This is a genomic window from Pseudomonas sp. JY-Q, from assembly GCF_001655295.1.
GTDB classification, from domain to species: domain Bacteria; phylum Pseudomonadota; class Gammaproteobacteria; order Pseudomonadales; family Pseudomonadaceae; genus Aquipseudomonas; species Aquipseudomonas alloputida.
Genome location: NZ_CP011525.1, coordinates 4355627 through 4378916, shown reverse-complemented (window position 1 = coordinate 4378916; position 23290 = coordinate 4355627). Strand labels below are relative to the sequence as shown.

At 61.2% G+C, this 23290-nt stretch carries 19 protein-coding genes and 5 pseudogenes; 16 read left to right on the top strand and 8 right to left on the bottom strand.

Annotation, left to right across the window (positions count from 1 at the left end; all coding sequences use genetic code 11):
• Position 1 precedes the first annotated feature (1 nt).
• From AA098_RS19690 to AA098_RS19650, 9 genes and pseudogenes are all read left to right on the top strand, one after another.
• Positions 2-418, top strand: coding sequence for a hypothetical protein (locus AA098_RS19690; protein ID WP_003254373.1), 417 nt, complete (start codon positions 2-4; stop codon positions 416-418).
• Positions 419-1026: 608 nt separating this feature from the next.
• The gene (locus AA098_RS19685; protein WP_064614054.1) at positions 1027-2205 is read left to right on the top strand and encodes an integrase core domain-containing protein; all 1179 of its coding nucleotides are present in this window, start codon (positions 1027-1029) and stop codon (positions 2203-2205) included.
• Positions 2206-2358: 153 nt separating this feature from the next.
• Positions 2359-2550, top strand: coding sequence for a hypothetical protein (locus AA098_RS29290; RefSeq protein ID WP_064614939.1), 192 nt, complete (start codon positions 2359-2361; stop codon positions 2548-2550).
• 38 nt (positions 2551-2588) lie between these two features.
• The gene (locus AA098_RS19675; protein ID WP_014860681.1) at positions 2589-3527 is read left to right on the top strand and encodes a 2-hydroxyacid dehydrogenase; all 939 of its coding nucleotides are present in this window, start codon (positions 2589-2591) and stop codon (positions 3525-3527) included.
• A gap of 51 nt (positions 3528-3578) precedes the next feature.
• Positions 3579-4367 carry a PhzF family phenazine biosynthesis protein gene (locus tag AA098_RS19670; protein ID WP_064614938.1) on the top strand — a complete coding sequence of 263 codons (789 nt, stop codon included), beginning with the start codon at positions 3579-3581 and terminating at the stop codon, positions 4365-4367.
• A 139-nt stretch (positions 4368-4506) separates the two neighbouring features.
• On the top strand, positions 4507-4914 hold the full coding sequence (locus AA098_RS19665) for a GFA family protein (RefSeq protein ID WP_004577113.1): 408 nt from the start codon (positions 4507-4509) through the stop codon (positions 4912-4914).
• Positions 4915-5042: 128 nt separating this feature from the next.
• Positions 5043-5381: an FKBP-type peptidyl-prolyl cis-trans isomerase gene (locus tag AA098_RS19660; RefSeq protein ID WP_003254365.1), complete on the top strand. Its 339-nt coding sequence runs from the start codon at positions 5043-5045 to the stop codon at positions 5379-5381.
• Positions 5382-5612: 231 nt separating this feature from the next.
• Positions 5613-6275: a hypothetical protein gene (locus AA098_RS19655; RefSeq protein WP_003254363.1), complete on the top strand. Its 663-nt coding sequence runs from the start codon at positions 5613-5615 to the stop codon at positions 6273-6275.
• Between the two features lie 44 nt (positions 6276-6319).
• A pseudogene (locus AA098_RS19650) lies at positions 6320-7511 on the top strand (D-amino acid dehydrogenase).
• Between the two features lie 118 nt (positions 7512-7629).
• Here the strand turns inward: AA098_RS19650 and AA098_RS19645 are convergent.
• The 3 genes from AA098_RS19645 to AA098_RS19635 form a co-directional block, all read right to left on the bottom strand.
• The gene (locus AA098_RS19645) at positions 7630-8358 is read right to left on the bottom strand and encodes an aspartate/glutamate racemase family protein (protein WP_003254359.1); all 729 of its coding nucleotides are present in this window, start codon (positions 8356-8358) and stop codon (positions 7630-7632) included.
• Positions 8359-8374: 16 nt separating this feature from the next.
• Positions 8375-9907 (bottom strand): NCS1 family nucleobase:cation symporter-1, encoded by a 1533-nt coding sequence (locus tag AA098_RS19640; protein ID WP_003254358.1) that lies wholly within the window; start codon positions 9905-9907, stop codon positions 8375-8377.
• Between the two features lie 496 nt (positions 9908-10403).
• Positions 10404-10841: an Lrp/AsnC family transcriptional regulator gene (locus tag AA098_RS19635; protein WP_003254357.1), complete on the bottom strand. Its 438-nt coding sequence runs from the start codon at positions 10839-10841 to the stop codon at positions 10404-10406.
• Positions 10842-10974: 133 nt separating this feature from the next.
• Between AA098_RS19635 and AA098_RS19630 the strand changes: the two genes are divergently transcribed.
• Complete coding sequence (locus AA098_RS19630; RefSeq protein ID WP_010955046.1) at positions 10975-11898, top strand: DMT family transporter; 924 nt, start codon at positions 10975-10977, stop codon at positions 11896-11898.
• 31 nt (positions 11899-11929) lie between these two features.
• A complete protein-coding gene (locus AA098_RS19625; protein WP_371914692.1) occupies positions 11930-12856 on the top strand; it encodes a class I SAM-dependent methyltransferase in 927 nt (308 codons plus the stop codon).
• Between the two features lie 58 nt (positions 12857-12914).
• Here AA098_RS19625 and AA098_RS19615 read toward each other — a convergent pair.
• Positions 12915-13717 (bottom strand): annotated as a pseudogene (locus AA098_RS19615) (mechanosensitive ion channel family protein); the annotation flags it as partial.
• 67 nt (positions 13718-13784) lie between these two features.
• Here AA098_RS19615 and AA098_RS29900 point away from each other — a divergent pair.
• The 3 genes and pseudogenes from AA098_RS29900 to AA098_RS19600 all read left to right on the top strand — a co-directional run.
• Positions 13785-13952, top strand: a pseudogene (locus AA098_RS29900) (class I SAM-dependent methyltransferase); the annotation flags it as partial.
• 195 nt (positions 13953-14147) lie between these two features.
• Entirely contained in the window at positions 14148-15659 is a 1512-nt protein-coding gene (locus AA098_RS19605; RefSeq protein ID WP_054889635.1) for an MFS transporter, read from the top strand.
• 86 nt (positions 15660-15745) lie between these two features.
• Entirely contained in the window at positions 15746-16126 is a 381-nt protein-coding gene (locus AA098_RS19600; protein ID WP_054889636.1) for a hypothetical protein, read from the top strand.
• Between the two features lie 115 nt (positions 16127-16241).
• Here AA098_RS19600 and AA098_RS19595 read toward each other — a convergent pair whose 3' ends face one another.
• The gene (locus AA098_RS19595; RefSeq protein ID WP_004577102.1) at positions 16242-17240 is read right to left on the bottom strand and encodes a sulfate ABC transporter substrate-binding protein; all 999 of its coding nucleotides are present in this window, start codon (positions 17238-17240) and stop codon (positions 16242-16244) included.
• A gap of 211 nt (positions 17241-17451) precedes the next feature.
• Positions 17452-18273, bottom strand: a complete 822-nt coding sequence (locus AA098_RS19590; protein ID WP_054889637.1) for an ion transporter — start codon at positions 18271-18273, stop codon at positions 17452-17454.
• Positions 18274-18430: 157 nt separating this feature from the next.
• Here AA098_RS19590 and AA098_RS30250 point away from each other — a divergent pair, with 157 nt between their 5' ends.
• Positions 18431-19207, top strand: coding sequence for an RHS repeat-associated core domain-containing protein (locus AA098_RS30250; protein WP_080637285.1), 777 nt, complete (start codon positions 18431-18433; stop codon positions 19205-19207).
• 16 nt (positions 19208-19223) lie between these two features.
• Here AA098_RS30250 and AA098_RS19580 read toward each other — a convergent pair whose 3' ends face one another.
• Entirely contained in the window at positions 19224-20099 is an 876-nt protein-coding gene (locus AA098_RS19580; protein WP_064614936.1) for an urea transporter, read from the bottom strand.
• A gap of 206 nt (positions 20100-20305) precedes the next feature.
• Positions 20306-20620: pseudogene (locus AA098_RS28695) on the bottom strand (pyruvate kinase alpha/beta domain-containing protein); the annotation flags it as partial.
• Between AA098_RS28695 and smc the strand changes: the two are divergent.
• Positions 20609-23155 (top strand): annotated as a pseudogene (gene smc, locus AA098_RS19570) (chromosome segregation protein SMC); the annotation flags it as partial. The pseudogenes AA098_RS28695 and smc overlap by 12 nt on opposite strands.
• Positions 23156-23290: the final 135 nt, after the last annotated feature.

Sequence of the window (23290 nt, the reverse complement as noted above, 5' to 3'; positions counted from 1 at the left end):
CATGCACAGCACCGTCCGCCTGACCCTGATTACCTTGGCCCTGGGTTTGTCTGCGTGTACGGTGCATGAGCCGTACGAGCAGCCCGCGCCACCGATCGAGCGTGTGCCGCCGTCGGGGCCGGTGGTCAAGCCCTTGCCGGGCAGGCAGCCTGCCACTTCGCCGAGCAAGCCGGCGGCGATACCCAAGCCCATGCCGCGCACCTCGGCCAGCTTTGCGCCACCGCCTGGCGGGGCAAGTCACTGGGATCCCAAGCTGGGTGTATATGTGTTGGAGAAGCAGCCCAATACCTTCTACCGGCAGCGTACCTACTATCGGTTTGATAACGGCTGGAGCTGGTCGTTGAGCCCGAATGGGCCTTGGCAGGAAACTGACAGCAGTGGTGTACCCGGTGGGTTAGGGCGGGCGTTCGCACAGTAACGCTATTTCTGTATTCGCTTCTGCTTCTGCTTCTGCTTCTGTTTCTGCTCTTGATTTTGATTTTGCTTGTAAGCGCGCGATAGATCAGGCGACGCAGATTGCGACTTCAGGAGGCCGAGCGCAGGGCTTGCGAAGGGAGGTGACGGGCATGGATGCCCGTCAAGCGCTGAGGCCCCATGGATGGGGCCTGCAGCGCGTACTCCCGGGAGCAAGACCGTAGCGAGGGAACCCCGGAGCGTAGCGCAGGGGCCGGATGATAGGAGCCAGCGTTTTTTGGTTACTTTTTGTCGCGTTTGACAAAAAGTGACCCGCCGTAAGGGCGGAAAGGTGACTATGCGCCACCTGCGCGAATGAATACCTACGCGATGTGGATGCCCACATCCAAGAAGCAAGAAGCGAACTCGTCTGTTTTGACTCAGCGAACCGTCCGTTTGCGATGGCGACGCTGACTCACCTTTTCGCCCTTACGGCGAGTCACTTTTTGTCAAACGCGACAAAAAGTAACCAAAAAACGCTGCGGGTATGACTCACCCACATAGGTTACAAATCAGTTCACGCACATAGGTAACAGTCTTTAACTGGCAAGGTCGGTTTTCGAGGATCTGACCATGCCTTGGCGAGAGCTGAAACCTATGGACCTGAAAATGCTTTTCATCGCGGATTACCTGCAAGGGCCGCCCAGCTTCAGCGCCCTGTGCCAGGCCTACGAGATCAGCCGTAAGACCGGCTACAAATGGGTCGAGCGATATGAGAAAGAGGGGCCTTCGGGGCTGGAAGAACGCAGCCGCCGCCGGTTGACGCAGAACTGGGTCGTCCCCGCTGCAGTTCGCGAAGCCATCATCGAACTGCGCAGTCGAGGCGAAACGGAACCTGGTCCGAAAAAGATCCAGGCTGCGCTGCAGGAGCGCTTCCCTGATCAGGCGCCGCCTTCTAAGACAGCGATTTACAACATCCTCAAGAAGGCCGAGTTGGTCAACCCACGCCGTTTACGTCAGCGTGTAGCGGTCTACCCCAAGCCACTGGAGAAGGCAGAGTCGCCTAACCAGCTGTTCAGTGCTGACTACAAGGGCCAATTTCTGACAGGCGCAGGCGTCTGGTGCTATCCACTAACGATCATGGATCACGCCAGCCGCTTCCTGCTCGCCTGCCACAGCATGCCTAATACCAACCTTCTGGAAACGCAGGCCGTTTTCACCCAGGTGTTTCGGGAAAATGGCCTGCCTGAGCGTATTCGTACCGATAACGGTGTGCCGTTTGCCAGTAAAGGACGTGCAGGACTTTCTCAGCTGTCCATCTGGTGGCTGCGTCTAGGCATCATTCCTGAGCGCATTGCACCTGGAAGGCCTGAGCAAAATGGCCGCCACGAACGCATGCATCGGACACTCAAAAGCACGCTGCCATCACCGCCGGCAGTGGCCTGGGAAGCTCAACAGCGGCATTTTGATCGCTTTCGACAACACTACAATTACGAGCGCTTGCATGAAGCACTGAAACAGAAAACACCGGCGTCTTGCTACCAGCCCTCACCACGCCCATTCCCTGAAAAACTTCCTGAGATGACCTACCCCAGCCATGTCGAGAGTTTACCGGCGGATAGCTGCGGCATCATTAACCGCCGTGGCCTGAGGATCTACGTAGGTTACGTGCTCAAGCACCAGACCATTGGGCTGGAGCAAGTCGGAGATGGCATTTGGGATGTTATTTTCGGTCCCATCATCCTTGGTAGAGTCGATGTGCGGGATGCCACTGATGGTTATGTAACACTCCAGGTGTTGTCACCTATGTGAGTGAACTTTTGTGTAACCCATGTGGGTGACCCGTACATGCGCTCCCATCATCCGGCCCCTGCGCTGCGCTCCGGGGTCCCCTCACTCCGGCCTCGCTCCCGGGAGGACCGCGCTGCAGGCCCCATCCTGGGGCCCAGCGCTTGACGGGCATCCATGCCCGTCACCTCCCTCCGCAAGGCCTACGTTCGGCCTCCTGAAGTCGCGAAGATCAAGATCAAGATCAAGATCAAGATCAAGATCAAGATCAAGATCAACAGCAACAGCAACAGCAACAGCAACAGCAACAGCAACAGCAGCACAGTACAGTTTTGCCTTGTTATTTCCATTGACTGTACCGGCCGGTGACTCCGCATAATGACGCCTCGAATTCACCCGGAGGTGGCATGAGCAAGACAGTCCTGGTACTGGTGGAAACCGTCGACGATTACCTGCCCATGCTGGAGCAGGCCGGTTACCACCTGATCCGTGCCCCTTCGCCGCAACTGCGCGCCGATGCCATTCATCGCCACGCCGAAGAAATCGATGCGGTACTCACCCGTGGGCCGCTGGGGCTATCCGCCACCGAAATTGACGCATTACCCAGATTGCAGATCATCTGCGTGATCGGCGCCGGCTACGAGCAGGTCGACCTGGCCGCCGCCGCTGCCCGCGGCATAACCGTCACCAATGGCGCCGGGGCCAATGCCGCGGCCGTCGCCGACCACACCCTGGCCCTGCTGCTGGCGCTGCTGCGCGACATCCCCCGTGCCGATGCCAGCACGCGGCGCGGTGAATGGAACCGGGTGATCAGCCCCTCGGTGAGTGGCAAACGCCTGGGCATTCTCGGCCTCGGCGCAGTGGGGCTGGCGATCGCCAAGCGGGCCCACTTGGGCTTCGACATGCCCGTCAGCTACCACAGCCGCACACCACGCCAGGATGTGCCCTATGCCTGGTACGACAGCCCTCGGCACTTGGCTGAAGCCGTCGACATCCTGGTGGTGGCCACCCCCGGTGGCGCCAACACCCGGCATCTGGTCGATGCCCACGTCCTTCAGGCCCTGGGCGCTGAAGGCTATCTGGTGAACATCGCCCGTGCCAGCGTGGTCGACACGCAGGCCCTGATTGCCGTATTGCAGCGTGGCCAGCTGGCTGGCGCCGCGCTGGATGTTTTCGATGACGAGCCAGCAGTGCCCGATGCACTCAAGGCCTTGCCCAACACTGTGCTCACACCCCACGTGGCTGGCCAATCGCCAGAAGCCGCGCGCGACACGGTGGCCTTGGTGCTGCGCAACCTGCAGGCGTTCTTTGCCGGTGAGCCAGTTTTGACCCCGGTACGCCCGTAGCCCTTTTCCAGATATCTGCCAGGCAGCGCCCAGGTAACAAGGAGTGTGTGCATGCAACTCGAAATCTTCCAGGTCGATGCCTTTTCCACTGAACCGTTCGGTGGCAACCCGGCCGCAGTGATCCCGCTGGACAGCTGGCTGCCGGACGATGTGCTGCAGCGCATCGCTGAAGAAAACAACCTGTCAGAAACAGCCTACTTCGTGCGCAAAGGCGAAACGTTCGACCTGCGTTGGTTCACCCCCACCGTGGAAGTCGACCTGTGCGGCCATGCTACCTTGGCCTCGGCTTACGTGCTGTTCGAGCAACTGGGTGAGCAGGCGCAAGTACTGCGCTTCAACACCCGCAGTGGCGAGCTGCGTGTCAGCCGCGGCACTGATGGCCTGCTGGCCATGGACTTCCCGGCCAAACAACCCGTAGCGGTGGACACGCCGGCGGGCCTGCTGCAGGCGCTGGGCTTGAGCCAGGCGAAGGCGGTGTACCGTAGCGACGATTATGTGGTGGTGATCGATGACGCCATGCTGCTCGAAACGTTGAAACCCGACTTTGTTGCGCTGTCGGCCTTCGACGTCCGTGGCATTGCCGTGACCGCGGCAGGGCGTGGCTTTGACTTCGTCACCCGCTGGTTCGGCCCGCGGGTTGGGGTGAATGAAGACCCGGTAACCGGCTCGGCGCACACTTCGCTGGCACCGGTATGGGCCCAGAGTCTGGGCAAGAACGTGCTGAGCTGCGAGCAGGGCGGGGCACGCAAAGGGCAGTTGCAGTGCGAAGTGCCGGGCAATGGCCGCGTAATCATCAGTGGGCGGGCGGCGTTGTACCTGCGTGGTACTGCGTACATCTAGCCGTGAGTGCGATGCCCTGTAGCAGACAGCCAGCCCTTTTGGGCAGCGCTGTCTCGCAGAGTACAAAAGCAGCAAGCAAGCTGCTTTCGCGGCGAGCTTCTATAATTGCTGGCCCATCTTTGCATTCGAGGAGCCACCCATGGCCCTGGAAAAACACGGCACCTGCCTGTGCGGCGACACGCGGCTGACGGTCACCGTCGACAATACCCATATCAGCGCTTGTCATTGCAGCATGTGCCGCAAGTGGACCGGCGGCCCGCTGCTGGTGGTGCACTGCAGCAAGCCTCCGCTGATCGAAGGGCGTGCGCCCAGCGTCTATGATTCGTCCGACTGGGCCCAGCGTGCTTTCTGTGGCCGCTGTGGTACGCACCTGTACTACCGGCTCAAGGCCAACGACTTCCATGCCGTGCCGGTCGGCCTGCTCGATGGCGACCAAGCCTGGGATTTCGACCTGCAGATCTTCGTCGAAGAGAAACCCGCGTGGTACTGCTTCGCCAATCAGACCAAGGAGCTGTCCGGCCAAGAGGTGTTCGAGCAGAACAGCTGATTCAACGTCATGTCTGTACGGAGGCATTCCGTCGGCGAATGCCTCCGGACATTTCTGCGTGAACTTGCCAAACCGGTGCATTCCTGAGAAAAGGGCGGTTTTGTTTTTCAGCGTTTTGGAGTGTACCCGTGAGCCAAGAACTGCAGATCATCGACCTGGTCGAGGGAGACGGCAAAGCCGCCGTCAAAGGTGCCCTGATCACCACCCAGTACACCGGCTGGCTGGCCGATGGCAGCGAGTTCGACTCGTCCTGGTCGCGCGGTAAGCCGTTCCAGTGCGTGATCGGTACCGGCAGGGTAATCAAAGGCTGGGACCAAGGCCTGATGGGCATGCGCGTAGGCGGCAAGCGCAAGCTGCTGGTGCCGGCGCACCTGGGGTATGGCGAACGCAGCGTGGGGGCGATCCCGCCGAATTCGGACCTGACCTTCGAGATTGAACTGCTGGAAGTGCTCACGCGGGATGATTGAGTGGGCACGTTGCAACCCGAGGTTCTTGCACCTTACACAATTGCGCAACACCCAGCCCCTAATCTAGGCCTTGCCTAGGGAACGGCATCCACCTCCAGGGAGGAACCAAACGGGTTCAGGGCACTCTGACCCTCACTCGTGCCAAGGAAGGCATTCACTACAAGGACGCCCTCTAACTGTTGGGCGATGTGGCGGGTAACCCGATTTTCTCTGCCACACGAGCCTGCCTTGATGAAGTTGCCAACATTCTTCCACCGTCGCCGTCACTTGCTGCTGAGCCTGGTGCTCACTGCCATCGCCGCGCCGCTGGCGCTGGAGGCTGTCGAAAGCCGGGCGCAACCGGTGGATGGCACCCAGACCCTGGTGTTTCTGCGTCATGGCGAGAAGCCGGGCGAGGGGCTCGGGCAGTTGAATTGCCAGGGCCTCAACCGTGCGCTGGACCTGGCCACTGTACTGCCCGAGCGCTTCGGCAAGGCCGACTATGTGTTTGCTGCCAACCCCACGCGGCATGTCGAGGAAGGCAGCCGGGATGAAAGCTACAGCTACATCCGCCCATTGATGACCATCACCCCCAGTGCCATCCGCCTCGGCTTACCGGTGAATATCGACTACGGCGCCAACGACACCGCTGAACTGGCCGATGAGTTGCTGAGCGACAAATACCGCAATGCGACCATCTATACCGCCTGGTCCCACGGCTACCTGCCGGAACTGATCAACACGGTGGCCGGCAAGGCCCTGGGGGAGGAGCGGGTGATCACCGAGGACTGGAGCGGCGAAGACTTCGATACCCTCTACGTACTGACCCTGACCTGGCACGATGGCAAGGCCAGCCTGCTGAGCCGCAATGTGCGTCAGGGCCTGAATGACGGTGCGCATAGCTGCCCGACCTGATCCGCTGGTACTGTTTGGCAAGGAAGCCGGAACAGGGATGAGCGATGAAGCAGCAGGTAACGGTGGTCGGTGGCGGAGTGGTGGGCCTGGCGACGGCTTACGCGTTGGTTCGGGAAGGGCGGTCGGTTGACCTGATCGAGGCCCGCGACAGCCTGGCGTCGGCCACCAGCTTTGCCAATGGCGGCCAATTGTCCTATCGCTATGTGGCGCCGCTGGCTGATGCCGGGGTGCCGTGGCAGGCGCTGGGCTGGCTGTTGCAGGGCGAGTCGCCATTGCGCTTGCGCTTGCGCATGGACCCGGCCCAGTGGCGCTGGCTGCTGGCATTCACCCTGGCTTGCAGGCGTAGCGTCAATCGCCGTAATGCCGGGCACTTGCTTGAGCTGGCGCTGTACAGCCAGGCCGTTTTGGCGCAGTGGCGCGAACACCAGAACCTGGGGGATTTCGCCTGGCGGCGCAATGGCAAGCTGGTGGCTTTTCGCAGTGAACGGGCCTTTGCCCAAGGCCGGGAACAGTTGACGGACCCGGCCAGTCAGCAGGTGCTGGCGGCTGCCGAGCTGCGCGCGCTGGAGCCTGCCCTGGATGGCGCACCGTTTGTGGGGGGCGTGTTCACGGCGGGCGAAGAGGTTGGCGATTGCCACGTGTTTTGCTTGCGGCTGGAGGCGCTGTTGCGCGTCGGGCCAGTGCCGTTTCCTGCTTGGCCGGCCAGTGACGCAATTGGTTCAGCGCCAGGGCCAGGTCGTGGCACTGCAACTGGGCGATCAGCAGCTGGACGTGGAGCAGTTGGTGCTGTGTGCTGGGCATCGCGGCCCAGGCTTGGCATTACCGGGGGTGCAGATACCGGTTTACCCGCTGAAGGGCTACAGCCTGACCGCACCGATCAGCGCCGGGCACCTGCCCCCGGAGGTGAGCCTTACCGACTATGAGCGCAAAATCGTCTATGCACGCCTGGGGCAGCAGCTGCGGGTAGCGGCGATGGTGGACATTGTCGGCTTCGACGAGTCGGTGGACATGCGCCGTTTGCAGAGCATGCGGCGGCTGGCGCTGGAGACGCTGCCGAGGGCGGCGGATTATGGCCAGGCGGTGGAGTGGGCGGGGATGCGACCAGCGACACCTACCGGCGTGCCGATCATAGGTGGGACGGTGTACCGCAACCTGTGGCTGAACCTGGGGCATGGGGCGTTGGGGTTCACCTTGGCCTGTGGCAGTGCGCAGCGTTTGGCCAGGATGATGCGTTAAGCGGGCCGGCCTCTTCGCGGCTAAAGCCGCTCCTACGAGGCCCCCACGGTATTCAGGCTTGCGCTGGTCCGGTAGGAGCGGCTTTAGCCGCGAAGAGGCCGGTACAGGCGAAGGATGTCTAGCGGCCGAAGCGCATCGGCCAGCCCACCACTTTCTTCGCCCGTGGCGTCGCATAGGTGCGCACTTTGGACGTGCTCAAACCCATGCGCACCAGCGATTCGGCAATGGTCACCGCTGCACTCACACCATCCACCACCGGCACGCCGGTGCGTTGGCGAATCTGCTCGTCCAGCCCGGCCATGCCGCCACAACCCAGGCAAATCACCTCGGCCTTGTCGTCACGCACGGCGCGTTCGGCCTGCTCGACAATCGCCTCCACGGCCCGCAGCGGGTCGGCTTCCAGTTCCAGCACTGCCAGCCCGCTTGCTCGCACCGAGGCGCAGCGGTCATACAGGCCCGAGAGCTTCAGGCGGTCCTCGATCAATGGCACGGTGCGGTCAAGCGTGGTTACTACGGAATAGGCGTGGCCCAGGTACATTGCCGTGCTGGCGGCGGCATCAGTAATGTCCACCACAGGCACGTTGAGCAGTTCCTGCAGGCCTTCGCGGCCATGTTCGCCATAACCGGCCTGGATCACGGCATCGTAGGGCCCTTCAAAGGCCAGGACCCGGTCCATCACCGCGATGGCCGCCAGGTAGCTCTCGAAGTTGCCCTCCACCGATTCGGCGCCGAACCAGGGCGTGAGGCCGACGATTTCGGTACCGGGTGCGGCCACCGCACGGGCCTGCTCGGCAATGGCCTGGGTAATGGCTTCGGTGGTGTTGACGTTGGCGATCAGAATACGCATGGGCAGTCCTCCTTGATTAATGGCCGCTGTGGTCGACGGCGATGCACTCGCCGCTGACGTCGTGGTAGTGGCGGTTACGTGGCGCGATCAGCAGGTACAGGGCGGCGGCGATGCCGGCACCGATCAGCCAGGAGAACGGCGCGATACCCTGGAAGTTGGGCACCAGGGCCAGCACGATGGCCAGCAGTGCGGCCGGCACGAAGGCGGCAACGGCGCGCAGGTTGATGCCCTTGCTGTAGTGATAGGCACCGGCCGGGTGCTCGGTATACAGCTCTGGCACGTTGATGCAGCCTTTGCGCAGCAACCAGTAGTCGGACATGATCACGCCGTACAGCGGGCCGAGCAGGGCGCCCAGGCCCGACAGGAAGTACACGATCACCAGCGGGCTGTTGTACAGGTTCCACGGCAGGATCAGCACCGCCAGGGTGGCACTGATCAGCCCGGCACGGCGGAAGTTCAGGTGGCGCGGCGCCAGGTTGCTGAGTACGAAGGCCGGGGCGACGAAGTTGGCCATGATGTTCACCGCCACGGTGACGATCAGGAAGGCCAGGCAGCCGAGCACCAGGAATGGCGTGCTGGGTATGGCGGCGACGATCTGCGTAGGGCTGTCGATGATGTGGCCGTTGATCTGGAATTGCGCGCCGCACAGCACCACGGTGATCACGGCGAACACCAGGATGTTCACCGGCAGGCCCCAGAAGTTGCCGACGCGGATGGTCTTGCGGCAAGGCGAGGAGCGGGCGAAGTCACAGAAGTTCAGCACCAGGGTGCCGTAGATCGCCAGCCACAGTGCGCCGCCGGCAAAGATGTTGCGCCACATCTCGTAGCCGGTCAGCGGGGTAGCCACCGACCAGGCAATGCGCGCGTCGGCCTTGAAGTACATGAACACCGCCAGGGCGGCGACGGTCAGCAGGATCACAGGCCCGGCAAAGGCCTCGTAACGGCGCACCATCTCCATGCCGTAGGCCAGGATCACCAGCTGTACCAGCCAGATCGACACGAAACAAACCCAGCCCAGGCTCGACAGGCCGAGGATGCTGTCGTGGTCGTAGGCTGCCATTTGCGGCCAAACGGCGGTGAGCAGCACCCGCAGCACCACCGATGCCAGGTAGGTCTGGATGCCGAACCAGGCGATGGCGATGACGGCACGGATCAGCGCCGGGATCTGCGCGCCGTGGATGCCGAAGGCAATGCGGCTGATGACCGGGAACGGTACCCCGGTTTTCTGCCCCATGTAACCCGACAGGTTCATGAAGAAGTACACCAGTGCCGCGCCGATGGCCAGCGACAACAGAATTTGCCAGCCGCCCAGGCCGAGGGCGAACAAGCCCATGGCGAACGAATAGTTGGCGATATTGTGCACATCGTTGGTCCACAGCGCGAAGATGCTGTAGCCGCCCCAGCGACGGCCTTCCATACGCGTTGGCGCAAGGTCGCGGTTATGCAGGCGCGGGCTGAGAACAAGGTCCGGCTGGTGGCCGGCAAGCGTGGACGCGGGGTGTGTGCTGGCGACGGATTGTTCAGGGGCAAGGTCGAGGCTGCTACTCATTCCGGCGGGCTCCTGATGCACATGGACTGCGATGAGCGGGCATGCGCACGGGCTCGCCATCTCGTCGGTGCAGCGTTGGCATCACAGGGTTGTGGGCGCGGCGGCCGACATTGGGTCGGCGTCGCGGATTCTTGTGTATCTATGTTTTGTTTAAGTTGTATACAAAACACGAACACACAAAAGCGAGTTCCATGCCAAGGGAAGAGCAGGTTTCAACAGGCGATCATTTCGAACTTATCTTGTTAAAAGGTAAGTTAATGAAATACAGAGAATATAAGTTGACCAAATGAACAAGTTATATTTTTTGAAAGATTGATTAGTTGATCATTTGGTCAAAATAACGGGTGGAAAGTGTGTAACGAATTGGGGCGCTACTGAAGAAAGTGCACACAAAAATGGCACCTATGGTTACGTTTTTGTGTACAAAAAATAGTCAGCTTTTCCTGTGCTGGCCTCTTCGCGGGCACGCTTGCGAAGAGGCCAGCACAGGAGCCAATCAATCCATTGGCGGCAACCGCCGCTTGACCGGGGTCTTCTTGATGATCGCGGTATTGGTCTCGGCCAGCACATTCATGAGGTCGAGCAGGGTGTCCAGCTGCTCCATCGAGCGCACATGCAGTCGGGCGACGAAGCAGTCTTCGCCAATGACCTTGTCGCATTCGGTGAACTCAGGGATGGCAATGATCTGGCGCTCCACCTCCTGCAGCTTCCCCGGTAGCGGACGGATGCGCACGATCGCCTGCAACTGGTAGCCAAAGGCGCGCGGGTCGACCTCCACGGTATAGCCGCGCAGCACGCCACGCTCTTCCAGCCGGCGCAGGCGCTCGCTGACGCTGGGTGCGGACAGCCCGCTGACTTGCGCCAGCGCCTTGAGCGAGCGGCGCGAGTCCTCCATCAGTGCGTTGATCAATAATTGGTCGATGGCATCGGTCATACCCACCTCATCAGGTGATTCGTGTTATTTGCCTTGATAGTAAAGGCAGGTTGGCGAAAATGCCTTGGTTATCCGCTGGATGGCCAGGCTGCCGCCTTTGCATACTGTGGCCATCATCAACGGGAGGTTTGAGATGGACAGTTCATTGCGCCGTGGCTCGCTGGAAATGGTCGCTGCCATGCTGATTTCCGGGACCATTGGCTGGTTCGTGCTGGTGTCCGGCCAGCCGGTGCTGGATGTGGTGTTCTGGCGCTGCGTGTTCGGTGCCGTGACCTTGCTGGCGATTTGCGCCGCGTTTGGCTTTCTGCGCCCGGGGGTGATCAGCCGCACGGCATTTTTGCTGGCGATAGCCAGCGGGGTGGCCATTGTCGGCAACTGGCTGCTGTTGTTCGCTTCATACGCCCGGGCGTCGATTGCCATCGGCACGGCGGTGTACAACGTGCAGCCGTTCATGCTGGTGGGGCTGGCGGCGCTGTTTCTGGGCGAAAAGATCACCTTGGCCAAGGTGACCTGGCTGAGTGTGGCGTTCCTCGGCATGCTGGCCATCGTCAGTGCCCATGGCGCTGGGCAAAGTAATGGCGAGGACTATCTGCTGGGGATTGCCCTGGCGCTGGGGGCGGCGTTTCTGTATGCAATCGCGGCCTTGATCATCAAGCGCCTGAGTGGCACGCCCCCGCACCTGATTGCGTTGATTCAGGTAACCACGGGTGTGTTGCTGCTGGCGCCATGGGTCACGCTTGGCGGGTTGCCGGTTGAAGTGCCGGCGTTGGCCAGCTTGTTGACACTGGGCATGGTGCACACCGGCCTGATGTATGTGCTGTTGTACAGCGCCATCCAGCGTTTGCCCACGGCGTTGACCGGTGCGCTGTCGTTCATTTACCCGATTGCGGCAATTCTGGTGGACTGGGTGGCGTTCGGGCACCGCCTGGCGCCGCTGCAGTGGCTAGGGGTGGGGTTGATCCTGCTGGCGGCGGCGGGGATGCAGCAGGGGTGGTGGTTCCGCTCGGCGCGGCATCCTGTAGGCGCGGGTTTACCCGCGAAGAGGCCCGCAAGGTAGAATGCCGCTTTTTGCCAGCCTGCGATCCGCCATGACCTCGCCCATCGACACCCTTGAGCAACACCTGCTTGCCGCCCTCGACCCTGCCCCACAGGAAACCCGCCGCCTGTTTCACGGCCGCGGCCGCTGCTGGCAGGGCCTGGAGCAGGTCACCGTCGACTGGCTGCAGGGCGTGCTGTCGGTCGCCTTGTTCCGTGAGCCGCCCGAAGGCCAGCTCGCCGAACTGGAAGCCATGCTGCGCAGCTTGGCCGAGCGCCCGCAGTGGACGGGGCAGGCAGTCATCATCCAGCACCGCTACCTGCCCGACAGCCCGGGCCAGTGGCTGCTGGGTGAGCCGTGCCAGCAACGCGAAGTGATCGAGGACGGCCTGACCTACCTGCTGGACTTGGGCGTGCGGCAAAACAATGGCCTGTTCCTCGACATGCGCTATGGCCGCCGTTGGGTGCGCGAGCAGGCGGCGGGCAAGCGTGTGCTGAACCTGTTCGCTTATACCTGCGGCTTTTCCGTGGCAGCGATTGCCGGTGGCGCTGAGCAGGTGGTGAACCTGGACATGGCCAAATCGGCCCTGTCGCGGGGCCGGGACAACCATCGCCTCAATGGCCACGATGCATCACGGGTGGCGTACCTGGGGCATGAACTGTTCAAGTCGTGGGGCAAGGTGCGCAAGTACGGGCCTTATGACCTGATCATCATCGACCCGCCAACCTTCCAGCGTGGCAGCTTTGTGCTGACCCAGGATTACGCAAAGATCCTGCGGCGTTTGCCTGAGTTGTTGAATGCGGGGGGAACGGTGCTGGCGTGTGTCAACGATCCGGGGATCGGGCCTGAGTTTCTGATTGAAGGCATGGCAGAGCAGGCGCCTTCGTTGGCTTATGTCGAACGCCTGGAAAACCCGCCGGAGTTTCCGGACGTTGACCCGGCTGGCGGGCTGAAGGCCTTGGTATTCCGTCAGGTTTGATGCTGCCCTTGCTGGAAGCTTCGCGGGCGAGCCCGCGAAAGGGCCGGTGCAGGCGAATTCAAGCCCCCAGGGCCTGCAGCGGCAGCGGGTACACCTGGGCAAAGCGGTCCACCCCGGATACCTGTAACGGCCCTTGCAGGTTGATGCGCAGCAGCGGGTCTTCGCTGATCGACTTGCCCACCTCATGGATCAGCGCGAGTGACGCATCCACATCACTGTCGTAAGTGAACTGCACCGAGAAGAACGCATAGGCGAACTGCCGCGACTGGTTGGTAACCGCCTTGATCTGGCCAAACGGCACCGAGTGCACGAAGCCTTTGCCATCGCGCAGCCGCTACGGATCGTCAGGCTTTCGACTGTACCGGTATGGCCGGAATCGAGCACTACCCAGTCGCCGATGGAAATGGAATCCTCGATGAGGATGAACAACCCGGTAATCACATCGTGCACCAGCTGCTGCGAGCCGAAGCCGATGGCCAGGCCGATCACCCCGGCACCGGCCAGGAACGGCGCGACGTTGGTGCCCAGGTTGGCCATGGTGGTGATGGTGCAGATGACGATCAGGACCACTTTGATCGCATTGTGCAGCACCGGCAGGATGCTCCGCACCCGGGTGCTCGGCTGACGCGCGCTGCGGCGGCCGACGGGGGGCTTGAGTGCTTCCTGGATGGCCGTATCGAGTACCACCCACAGCAGCCAGGTGACCAGCAGGATCAAGCCAATGCTCGACAGCGAGTTGCTGATCGCCTGGCCCAGGCTGTTGCTCAGGGCGAAATCGACCACCGAGAAGCCCCAGATGCGCCCCAGCAGCTCGATGAAGGTGACGGCCATGGCGATGCGCAGTAGCGCGTGGGCGAGGCTGCGCATCCCTTGTAGGAGCCGAGGTGAACGGCACGCTGTTGTCCGGCAGGCGGGTTACCAGTTGTTCGGCACCTTACTGGCCTGTGCCAACGACCCAGGCATCGGGCTGCAGTTCCTTATCGAAGAGTTGTCCTTGCATGCCCCGGCGCTGGTGTTTGCCGAGCGGCTGGCGAGTCCGCCAATTTTTCGGATGCGGGCGTGGAGGAGCACTCAAGGTGATGAAGTTCTATTTTAAATACGTCATTATTCATCCGTTAATGTAGGATTTATCTTACGGATATGATTTATTTATATTCATTGTGTGGGGATTAATTGTTTTGACAATTTTTAATATTTGCAATGAAGTTGGCCGTCTACTAGGATCCGAGTTCCTATTTGGATGCGGCGCCGACAATCAGTGATCGGCTTGATCAAGGCAGGGAGAATGCCAATGTTCAACACTTACCAGCGATGGCTCGTATTGGCCGTCCTGTCCTTCGCCTTGCTATTGGTTGCGATCGACATGACGGTCCTTTACATCGCCTTGCCCACACTTACCCATGCGCTCGGGGCATCTACCTCCGAAAAGCTGTGGATCATCAACATGTATCCTCTGGTCGTCGCCGGCCTGTTGCTGGGTGCTGGCACCTTGGGTGATCGCATCGGCCACCAGCGATTGTTCGTGATCGGCCTTGTGCTGTTCGGTGCGGCGTCGCTTCTGGCTGCATTCGCGCCATCTTCCGTGCTGCTAATCCTGGCTAGGGGCGCGCTGGGCGTCGGTGCGGCGGCCATGATGCCGGCCACGCTGGCGATCATCAGTCTGACCTTCGAGGATGAGCGTGAGCGTGGTTTTGCCATCGGCGTCTGGACGGCCGTGGCTTCCGGTGGTGCAGCGATTGGTCCGCTGATAGGGGGGGCGCTGCTCGAGCATTTCTGGTGGGGTTCCGTGTTTCTGATCAACGTGCCCATCGTGCTGGTGGCCCTGGTGTTGTCCTTGCTGCTGATCAGGAACACGCAACAGGCCAACGCCGGGCCATGGGACTTGCTTGGCTCCCTTCAGGCGATGGTAGGGCTCATTAGCCTGGCGTACCTGATCAAGGAATTCGCCAAGCCCGAGCCCTCGCTGGTGGCGGCGCTGGGGGCGTTGGCCATCTGCGCGGGCTTCGGCTGGATGTTCGTGCGCGGGCAGCGCAAGCGTGGTTTTCCGTTGATCGACCTGCAGATTTTCCGCAGCCCCGCGTTCTCCTCTGCGGTCATCGCCAGCCTGGCCGCGGCCGGCTGCCTGATGGGCATCAACCTGGTACTGAGCCAGCGCCTGCAACTGGTTGTCGGGCTATCCCCGCTCGAGACCGGCCTTTATTTCCTGCCCCTTTCCGTGGGAGCGATCGTGGCCGGTCCGTTAAGCGGCTGGTTGCTGCCCAAGGTTCGTTGTGATCGGTTCCTGGTGCTCGCACTGTTGATCTACGCCGGTGCCATTGGCCTGTTCATGTACAGTTTCAGCCAGTCGGTCGCCCTGCAACTGCTGCTGCTGTTCGTCATGGGTGCTTGCGTAGGGGCGAGTATGACCGGGGCGTCCACCACCATCATGGCCAGCGCGCCGCCGGAGCGAGCGGGGATGGCCGCTTCGGCCGAGGAAATTTCCTACGAGCTGGGAGGAGGGTTGGGCATCGCCTTCATGGGTAGCCTGATGTCGGTGGTGTACAGCCGCTCGCTGGTCGTGCCCGAGCAGGCCGCCGACGCGGCGCGCCTGCAGGACGGGATCGACAGCGCGCTGGCCGCTGCCGCGCAAATGCCCGCCCCGCTGGGGCAGGAAATCGCTGTGAATGCGCGATTGGCGTTCGACCAAGCGGTGTCCTCGGTAATGATGGCCACCGTGGGGGTACTCGTGGTCATCGCACTGTTGGTGTTTGTGAACTTTCGAAGGTATTCGACAGTTTCTGCCGAACAGCAAGTTTCTTCTTAATTTAGTCAAATAATGCTCGGCCCGGAACTGTTCAGTTGAATGGTTTCGGGTCTGGATTTGTGCTGCTTTAAATTTGGAGGGGTGGCATGCGCCTATTATTGGGGCAATTGTATGATCAGCGTGCGGCCTTGCATCTGGAACAGCGTTATGTCGGCGAAGTCCTGATACCGCAGGAGCATCTTTGTGCTCATCATCTGCGTGAGGCCGTGCGGTTTGTCGTGAGGAAGTATCCGGCACTTCGTGGCTGTTTCACGCGCAGCGAAGGCGAATGGCGCATGGACTTTGTTGCCGTTGACGCGTTTCCCGTGGACCAGGCATTGAATGTAGTTGCCGCCGCCCCCGGGGTGTTGCCTGGTGCACAGGTTCAGGCCAGCGTCGAATCACTGCTCACGACCTTTCCTTTGACCGTTTTGCTCAATAGCCGCGCTTTAATCTCTAATGTGGTGTTTCAGAGAGAGGGCTTTTGACAGGCGCATAAAAAATCCGATGCTCGTTTCCAAGCATCGGATTTTGCGGCCTACAGGCTAAAGGTCAATGAGTCTGTCTTAACTGACTGGCATTAGGCCAGATGCCCCCTTATGGCTATTGGTTGGTATAGATCTGGTCAAACACCCCACCGTCATTGAAGTGGGTCTTCTGCACGGTACGCCAGTCACCGAAGGTTTTCTCCACCGACAGGAAGTCCACTTTCGGGAAGCGGTCGGTGTACTTGGCCAGTACCGTTGCATCACGCGGGCGCAGGTAGTTGTTGGCGGCGATCTCCTGGGCTGCGGGTGACCACAGGTACTTCAGGTATTCCTCGGCCACGGCCTGGGTGCCTTTCCTGTCCACTACCTTGTCGACCACCGTCACCGGTGGCTCGGCTTCGGCCGATACGCTTGGGTAGACCACTTCGAACTGGTCGCGGCCGAACTCGCGGGCGATCATCTCGGCTTCGTTCTCGAAGGTGACCAGCACGTCACCGATCTGGTTGGTCATGAACGTGGTGGTGGCGGCACGGCCACCGGTGTCCAGCACGGGTGCCTGTTTGAACAGCTTGCCGACGAAGTCGCGGGCTTTGCTTTCGTCGCCGCCTTGCTTGAGTACGTAGCCCCAGGCCGACAGGTAGGTATAGCGGCCATTACCCGAGGTTTTCGGGTTGGGCACGATCACCTGGACACCGTCCTTGAGCAGGTCGGGCCAGTCTTTCAGGGCTTTCGGGTTGCCCTTGCGCACGATGAACACAGTGGCCGAGGTGAACGGCGCGCTGTTGTTCGGCAGGCGGGTTACCCAGTTGTCGGGCACCAGCTTGCCGTTGTCTGCCAGGGCGTTGATGTCGGTGGCCATGTTCATGGTGATGACATCGGCCGGCAGGCCATCGATCACCGCACGGGCCTGCTTGCTCGAGCCGCCGAAGGACATCTGCACGTTGACCTTCTCGTTGTGCTCGGCTTCCCAGTGTTTCTGGAAGGCCGGGTTGTAGTCCTTGTAGAAGTCGCGCATCACGTCGTAGGAAACGTTGAGCAGGGTGGGGGCGGCCTGGGCGAGGTTGCCCAGGGCCAGGCCTGCGGCGAGCAGCGAGGCGGTGAAGAGTTTTTTCACGTTGCTTCCTTGTTCTTGAAGGGTGTTGGGGCAGATTGCCAGCGACTATAACGGGTGGGTTTATACGGGTTAAAGAACAAAAAATGCTTTGGTTATGCTTCTGCCTGTGCCGGCCTCTTCGCGGGTAAACCCGCTCCTACGGGGGACCGCGCACGGTCCCGGCCTGTTGGTAGGAGCGGGTTTACCCGCGAAGAGGCTGGCGCAGGCGCTATCACGCTTTGGGAAACAACCCATTCCCACAGCGAGAACAGAACGCTGCCCCATGCTCGTGGGTCTTCTTGTGGCAGGTCGGGCAATCATGCTGCAGCTGCTCCCCACGCATGGCATTGGCCAGCTCGGCGGTAAAGATGCCGGTCGGCACGGCAATGATCGAGTAACCGGTAATCATCACCAGCGACGACAGCACCTGCCCAAGCGGCGTCTTGGGCACGATGTCGCCAAAGCCCACGGTGGTCAGGGTAACGATGGCCCAGTAGATGCCTTTGGGGATGCTGGTAAAGCCATGCTCAGGCCCTTCGATCACGTACATCAGCGTGCCGAACACCGTTACCAGGGTCGATACGCTGACCAAGAACACGATGATCTTCTGCTTGCTGCCGCGCAGTGCCTCCATCAGGTAGTTGGCCTGCTTGAGGTACGGGCTGAGCTTGAGTACACGGAAGATCCGCAGCATCCGGATGACCCGGATGATGAGCAGGTACTGGGCGTCGCTGTAGTACAGCGCGAGGATCCCCGGCACGATCGCCAGTAAATCGACCAGGCCGTAGAAACTGAAGGCATAGCGCAACGGCTTGGGCGAGCAGTACAGGCGGGTGATGTATTCGGCCAGGAAGATCGCGGTAAAGCCCCACTCGATGCCGGCCAGCAGGCCGGCGTAGCCTTGGTGCACTTCGTCGATGCTGTCGAGAATGACGGTGACCAGGCTGGCCAGGATGATCAGCAGGAGGATCTTGTCGAAGCGGCGGCCGGCTACGGTGTCGGTCTGGAAGACCATGATGTAGAGGCGTTCGCGTAAAGATTGCGGGGTGGACATGTGAAGGGGATTCCTTGGCCTTGATCTGCAAGCGTAGAGGGTCTTCGCCGGAGCTTGCAACGCGAAAATTCGGAGCCGACCTAATAAAAATGCCAGTTTCCTGCATCCTTCATTCGATGCAGTATGGGACTAATGGAACTACGGCTAAGGAGTTAAAATGAGATGCTTACTTGAGTTGCCCAGAGGGGCATGCGGAAGGTTGGCTTATTCAGTATATGGCTACTTGGGATGCAGTGAGCGTAGTGCTCGATTGGCATTTAATGGCCAGTTTTTGGATGGTGCAATGCGCGGGTATTTTCTGGGTAATGGGCATCGGGTTTATAGTCCGGTTCTAATGCGGTTTAATAGTCCGGATACGTTGAGTCCATTTGGAAGCGGTGGGATCAACGCTTATGCGTATTGTGGAGGTGACCCTGTCAATTTCAGCGACCCCGATGGTCAAACCCGATTTTCCAATAATCCGTCGGTGTTCGACCCGATCTTCGCGTCCATACGGAAAAAGAATTATCGTGTTCAGGGGTTTTCTTACAACCCTAAAGCACCTTCAGGTGGGCGGATCAGCCGCTTTAGGGCAAAAGATATTGATGGTGTGCCTCTTGAACGTGAAGACCCAACTGTAAGTACAAGTGGGTGGTTTTATGTGAACAAAGATCGAACTCTATTCGTCAGGGATGTGCTTGTCCCTACTGAGGGTATTGAGATGAAGTCATTGGAGGCTTTCGCCAGTGAGTTCATCAAAGCGGGTTTCACTTTGATGAAGGTTAATCCAACTCATGCGAGAATAAGCGGTAACGGTCAAGTTGTGTACGATTCCGACGTGATTTTAATTAGTGAGTCAACGATGACTGATTTTTCAAAGCAGGACCTGAGTATGCCTGGGCTGGGCGCGGCAATCCGCAAGGGACGTAAGAAGTTTAGAAGTTTTTTTGAATGAATCAGTGATGTGACATCTAACTGCGCAGACTCTTGGTGTTGGAGCGTTCGCCTACCTGCTTCAAGTGGCCGCTCAGGTGCATCAGCCAGCAGGCGATGACGAAGGGCGCCGTCAGGCCAGGTATCGGAAGCAACTTGAACGGCGGTTGCAGCAGCAGGGCCAGGGCAATTGCTAGCAACGTCACCCATGGTTTTTCCCTCTGGCGGCTAAACGCCAGTGCCGCCAGCGCGGCATTGAAGCCATACAAACCCAGCCACGCTGCCTGTGCCTGGTCGTCGAGCAACGCCACCCCGCCGCCAATGGCCGAGCCGATCACCGCCCACAGCGCCGCATAGGGGTTGGCGATGAACATGCCGACGATGATCAGCAACCCGGCCAAGGGCTGGTCGAGCAGGAAGATCTGGCCCACGCCGCGGGCCAACGCGTACAGCGGGTCAGCTTCGACGAAGCCGCTGGGTGAGGGGCTGACGACTAGCAGTGTGCCCCAGCCCAGCAGCACGAATGGCGCGGTGTAGGCGACCAGCAACTTGCCGCCGCGCTTGCGCCACTGGTGGGTGATGATGCTGGACAGGCCGCCGGCGGCGATGATCAGGGGGGGCAATATGACCGACCAGGGCAGCACGGCGCTGATCAGGATGCCGATCAGCACGCCGTTGTAGCAGTACAGCCCGGCCTGGCGGTCGGCACGGTCATAGCCGCGTGCCTGGGCGGTGAGCAGGCCGGCCAGGGCGCCAAGCAGTGCGCCGCCGACCAGGTTGGGCGCGGTCAGCAGGATGGCCAGCAGGCAGCACAGGCCGCACAGGGGGTTGCGCAGCAGCAGCACTTGGCTGAAGCCGTTGAGTAACGCCGTGGCCCAGTCGGGGCACGGGTTGACGAAATTTTTGGTGTACATGGGGCAGTCAGTGAGGTTGATGGGGGAGCGGTGGGCCTCTTTGGGCCTCGGTTTTCCGCGGTCGGGTAAAGCGGTATTCAGGGAGGGCTTTGCCCTCCAATCGCGACACAAGGCCGCCCCCACAGGGATCGCATTCCCTTGTGCCAGCGTGGCCCTGTGGGAGCGGCCTTGTGTCGCGAAAGGGGCGCAACGCGCCCCCGGCAATCTCAGATCAAAGTCTCGATCCGCAGTGTGTTAGTCGTACCCGGCTTGCCGAAAGGCACGCCAGCGGTGATCAGCAGCGTGTCGCCACGGCTGGCCATGCCTTGCGCCTGGGCAATCTCCAGGGCGGTGGAAACCACCTCGTCGACCTGACGCAGGCGGTCGTTGACCACCGAATGCACACCCCAGGCCACGCTCAGGCGGCGCGCGGTGTTCAGGTTCGGCGTCAGGTTGAGGATCGGTGCCCGTGGCCGTTCACGTGCCGCGCGCAGGGTCGAGGCACCCGACTCGCTGTAGTTGACCAGCACCGCCAGTTGCAGGACGACTTCAAGGAAGCCGAGCGCACACGCCTGGAAACCGAATCGCACCTGGGGCACGACCGTACCTTGCTGGCAACCCTGAGCGAAGAGCTGGCCATGCTCGAACCCGAGCAGGAAATGACCCTGGCGGCTGCCGAGGAAGCCGCTGCCGCGCTTGAAGAGGCCGAGCTGGGCATGCACGGCTGGCAGGAACAGTGGGACAGATTCAACAGCCGCTCCGCCGAACCGCGCCGCCAGGCCGAAGTGCAGCAGGCGCGCCTGCAGCAGCTGGAAACCAGCCTTGAGCGCCAGGCCGAGCGCCAGCGCAAGTTGGTCGAGGAGCGCGAGCAACTGGGCAGCGACCCGCAGGATGCCGCCATGTTCGAACTGGCCGAGCAATTGGCCAGCAGCGAAATGCTGCTGGAAGAACTGCAGCTCTGCGAAGAGCAGGTGATCGAGCGCCTGGAAAGCGCGCGCGAGCAACTGCAGCAGGCCACCCGGGCGCAACAGCAGGCACAGGGCGACCTGCAGCGCCTGGGCGGGCGCCTGGCCTCGCTTGAAGCCTTGCAGCAGGCCGCCCTGGAGCCGGGCGCAGGTGCTGCGCAATGGCTGCACGGCCAAGGGCTGGAGCAACAGCCGCGGCTGGCCGAAGGCTTGCGGGTGGAGCCGGGTTGGGAGCTGGCGGTAGAGACGGTGCTTGGCGCCGATCTGCAGGCTGTGCTGGTGGACGATTTCAACGACCTCGATTTTGCGGGCCTGGAACAGGGTGAGCTGCGTTTGCTGCTGGCCGTCGGCGCGGGGGCGACGTTGCCCGGCAGCTTGCTGGAGAAGGTTGAGGGCCGTATCGACCTGGCGCCCTGGCTGGGCCAGGTCAGGCCTGTGGAAGACCTGGCTCAGGCACTGGAGCAGCGCGGGTCGCTCGGCGAAGGGCAGAGCCTGGTCAGTCGTGATGGCTACTGGGTCGGCCGGCACTTCCTGCGGGTACGCCGAGGTGGCGAGGCCGAAGGCGGCGTGCTGGCGCGCGGCCAGGAAATCGAACGCCTGGGCCAGGAACAACTGGAGCAGGAAGCGGCGCTGGAACAGCTCGATCAACAGTTGCAGGCGCTGCGCGAGCAGCAACTGGACCTGGAGGAGCAGCGCGAACAGTTGCGCCGCCGCACACAGGATGAAAACCGCCTGCACGGCGAGCTGAAGGCCAGTCTTTCGGCCAGCCGCGCGCGCGCCGAGCAGGTCGAGCTGCGCCGCCGCCGCCTGCACGAAGAGCTGGGCGAGCAGGAAGAGCAGCGCGCCCTGGAACACGAGCAACTGGGCGAAGCACGCCTGCTGCTGCAAGAGGCTCTGGAGCTCATGGCCCAGGACACCGAGCAGCGCGAACAGTTGATGGCCCGCCGCGACACCCTGCGCGAAAGCCTTGACCGGGTGCGTCAGGAGGCCCGCCAGCACAAGGACCACGCTCACCAGCTGGCGGTGCGCCTGGGGTCGTTGCGTGCCCAGCACGACTCCACCCGCCAGGCGCTGGAGCGTCTGGAGCAGCAAGCTGCGCGCCTGACCGAGCGCCAGGAACAACTGAGCCTGAACCTGGAGGAGGGTGAAGCCCCGCAGGAAGAACTGCGCCTGAGACTGGAGGAGCTGCTGGAGCGGCGCATGAGCGTCGACGAGGAAATGCGCCTGGCTCGCCTGCACATGGACGAAGCTGACCGCGAACTGCGCGATGCCGAAAAACGCCGTACCCAGGCCGAGCAGCAGGCCCAGCTGCTGCGTGGTCAACTGGAGCAGTTGCGCCTGGAGTGCCAGGGCCTGGATGTGCGGCGCAAGACCCTGCAAGAGCAGTTGCTGGCCGACGGCTATGACCTGCAAGGCGTGCTCGCCACCCTGGAAACCGAGGCCAGCGAGCAGGGTACCGAACAGGAACTGGAGCAGCTTGAAGCGCGCATCCAGCGCCTGGGGGCGATCAACCTGGCGGCCATCGAAGAATACGAGCAGCAATCCGAGCGCAAACGATACCTGGACGCTCAGGACGCCGACCTGGTCGAAGCGCTGGAGACCCTCGAAAACGTCATCCGCAAGATCGACAAGGAAACCCGCAACCGCTTCAAGGATACCTTTGATCAGATAAATGCCGGATTACAGGCACTTTTCCCAAAAGTTTTCGGTGGTGGCAGCGCTTATCTGGAACTGACGGGCGAAGATCTACTCGATACAGGGGTAACGATCATGGCGCGACCGCCGGGCAAGAAGAACAGCACCATCCATCTGCTGTCCGGCGGCGAGAAGGCACTGACCGCCTTGGCGCTGGTGTTTGCCATCTTCAAGTTGAACCCCGCACCGTTCTGCATGCTCGACGAGGTCGATGCGCCGCTGGACGATGCCAACGTCGGGCGCTACGCGCGTCTGGTCAAGGAAATGAGTGAAAGCGTGCAGTTCATCTACATCACCCATAACAAGATTGCCATGGAGATGGCGGACCAATTGATGGGGGTGACCATGCATGAGCCGGGATGTTCACGCCTTGTTGCAGTTGATGTGGAGGCGGCCATGGCCATGGTCGACGCTTGATGCACGACGATAGGGGCACATTCTGCAGCGAAATGCCCCGCCGTGTGCGACAGACGGTGTAAAGTTGTCTTTGGTCGTGCTAGCTTAATGTCACTCGTTTTTTGCGTGGGTAAAACGCCTGTCAGAACATAGAGT

Bases quoted from the DNA above. Each gene is read 5' to 3' on its own strand.
- AA098_RS19605 (WP_054889635.1), top strand. From the start codon at position 14,148: ATGTTCAACACTTACCAGCGATGGCTCGTATTGGCCGTCCTGTCCTTC.
- AA098_RS19690 (WP_003254373.1), top strand. From the start codon at position 2: ATGCACAGCACCGTCCGCCTGACCCTGATTACCTTGGCCCTGGGTTTG.
- AA098_RS29290 (WP_064614939.1), top strand. From the start codon at position 2,359: ATGCCCGTCACCTCCCTCCGCAAGGCCTACGTTCGGCCTCCTGAAGTC.
- AA098_RS19645 (WP_003254359.1), bottom strand. From the start codon at position 8,358: ATGCGTATTCTGATCGCCAACGTCAACACCACCGAAGCCATTACCCAG.
- AA098_RS19675 (WP_014860681.1), top strand. From the start codon at position 2,589: ATGAGCAAGACAGTCCTGGTACTGGTGGAAACCGTCGACGATTACCTG.
- AA098_RS19625 (WP_371914692.1), top strand. From the start codon at position 11,930: ATGACCTCGCCCATCGACACCCTTGAGCAACACCTGCTTGCCGCCCTC.
- AA098_RS19600 (WP_054889636.1), top strand. From the start codon at position 15,746: ATGCGCCTATTATTGGGGCAATTGTATGATCAGCGTGCGGCCTTGCAT.
- AA098_RS19635 (WP_003254357.1), bottom strand. From the start codon at position 10,841: ATGACCGATGCCATCGACCAATTATTGATCAACGCACTGATGGAGGAC.
- AA098_RS19590 (WP_054889637.1), bottom strand. From the start codon at position 18,273: ATGTCCACCCCGCAATCTTTACGCGAACGCCTCTACATCATGGTCTTC.
- AA098_RS19665 (WP_004577113.1), top strand. From the start codon at position 4,507: ATGGCCCTGGAAAAACACGGCACCTGCCTGTGCGGCGACACGCGGCTG.
- AA098_RS19655 (WP_003254363.1), top strand. From the start codon at position 5,613: ATGAAGTTGCCAACATTCTTCCACCGTCGCCGTCACTTGCTGCTGAGC.
- AA098_RS19580 (WP_064614936.1), bottom strand. From the start codon at position 20,099: ATGTACACCAAAAATTTCGTCAACCCGTGCCCCGACTGGGCCACGGCG.
- AA098_RS19640 (WP_003254358.1), bottom strand. From the start codon at position 9,907: ATGAGTAGCAGCCTCGACCTTGCCCCTGAACAATCCGTCGCCAGCACA.
- AA098_RS19630 (WP_010955046.1), top strand. From the start codon at position 10,975: ATGGACAGTTCATTGCGCCGTGGCTCGCTGGAAATGGTCGCTGCCATG.
- AA098_RS19685 (WP_064614054.1), top strand. From the start codon at position 1,027: ATGCCTTGGCGAGAGCTGAAACCTATGGACCTGAAAATGCTTTTCATC.
- AA098_RS30250 (WP_080637285.1), top strand. From the start codon at position 18,431: ATGAGATGCTTACTTGAGTTGCCCAGAGGGGCATGCGGAAGGTTGGCT.
- AA098_RS19670 (WP_064614938.1), top strand. From the start codon at position 3,579: ATGCAACTCGAAATCTTCCAGGTCGATGCCTTTTCCACTGAACCGTTC.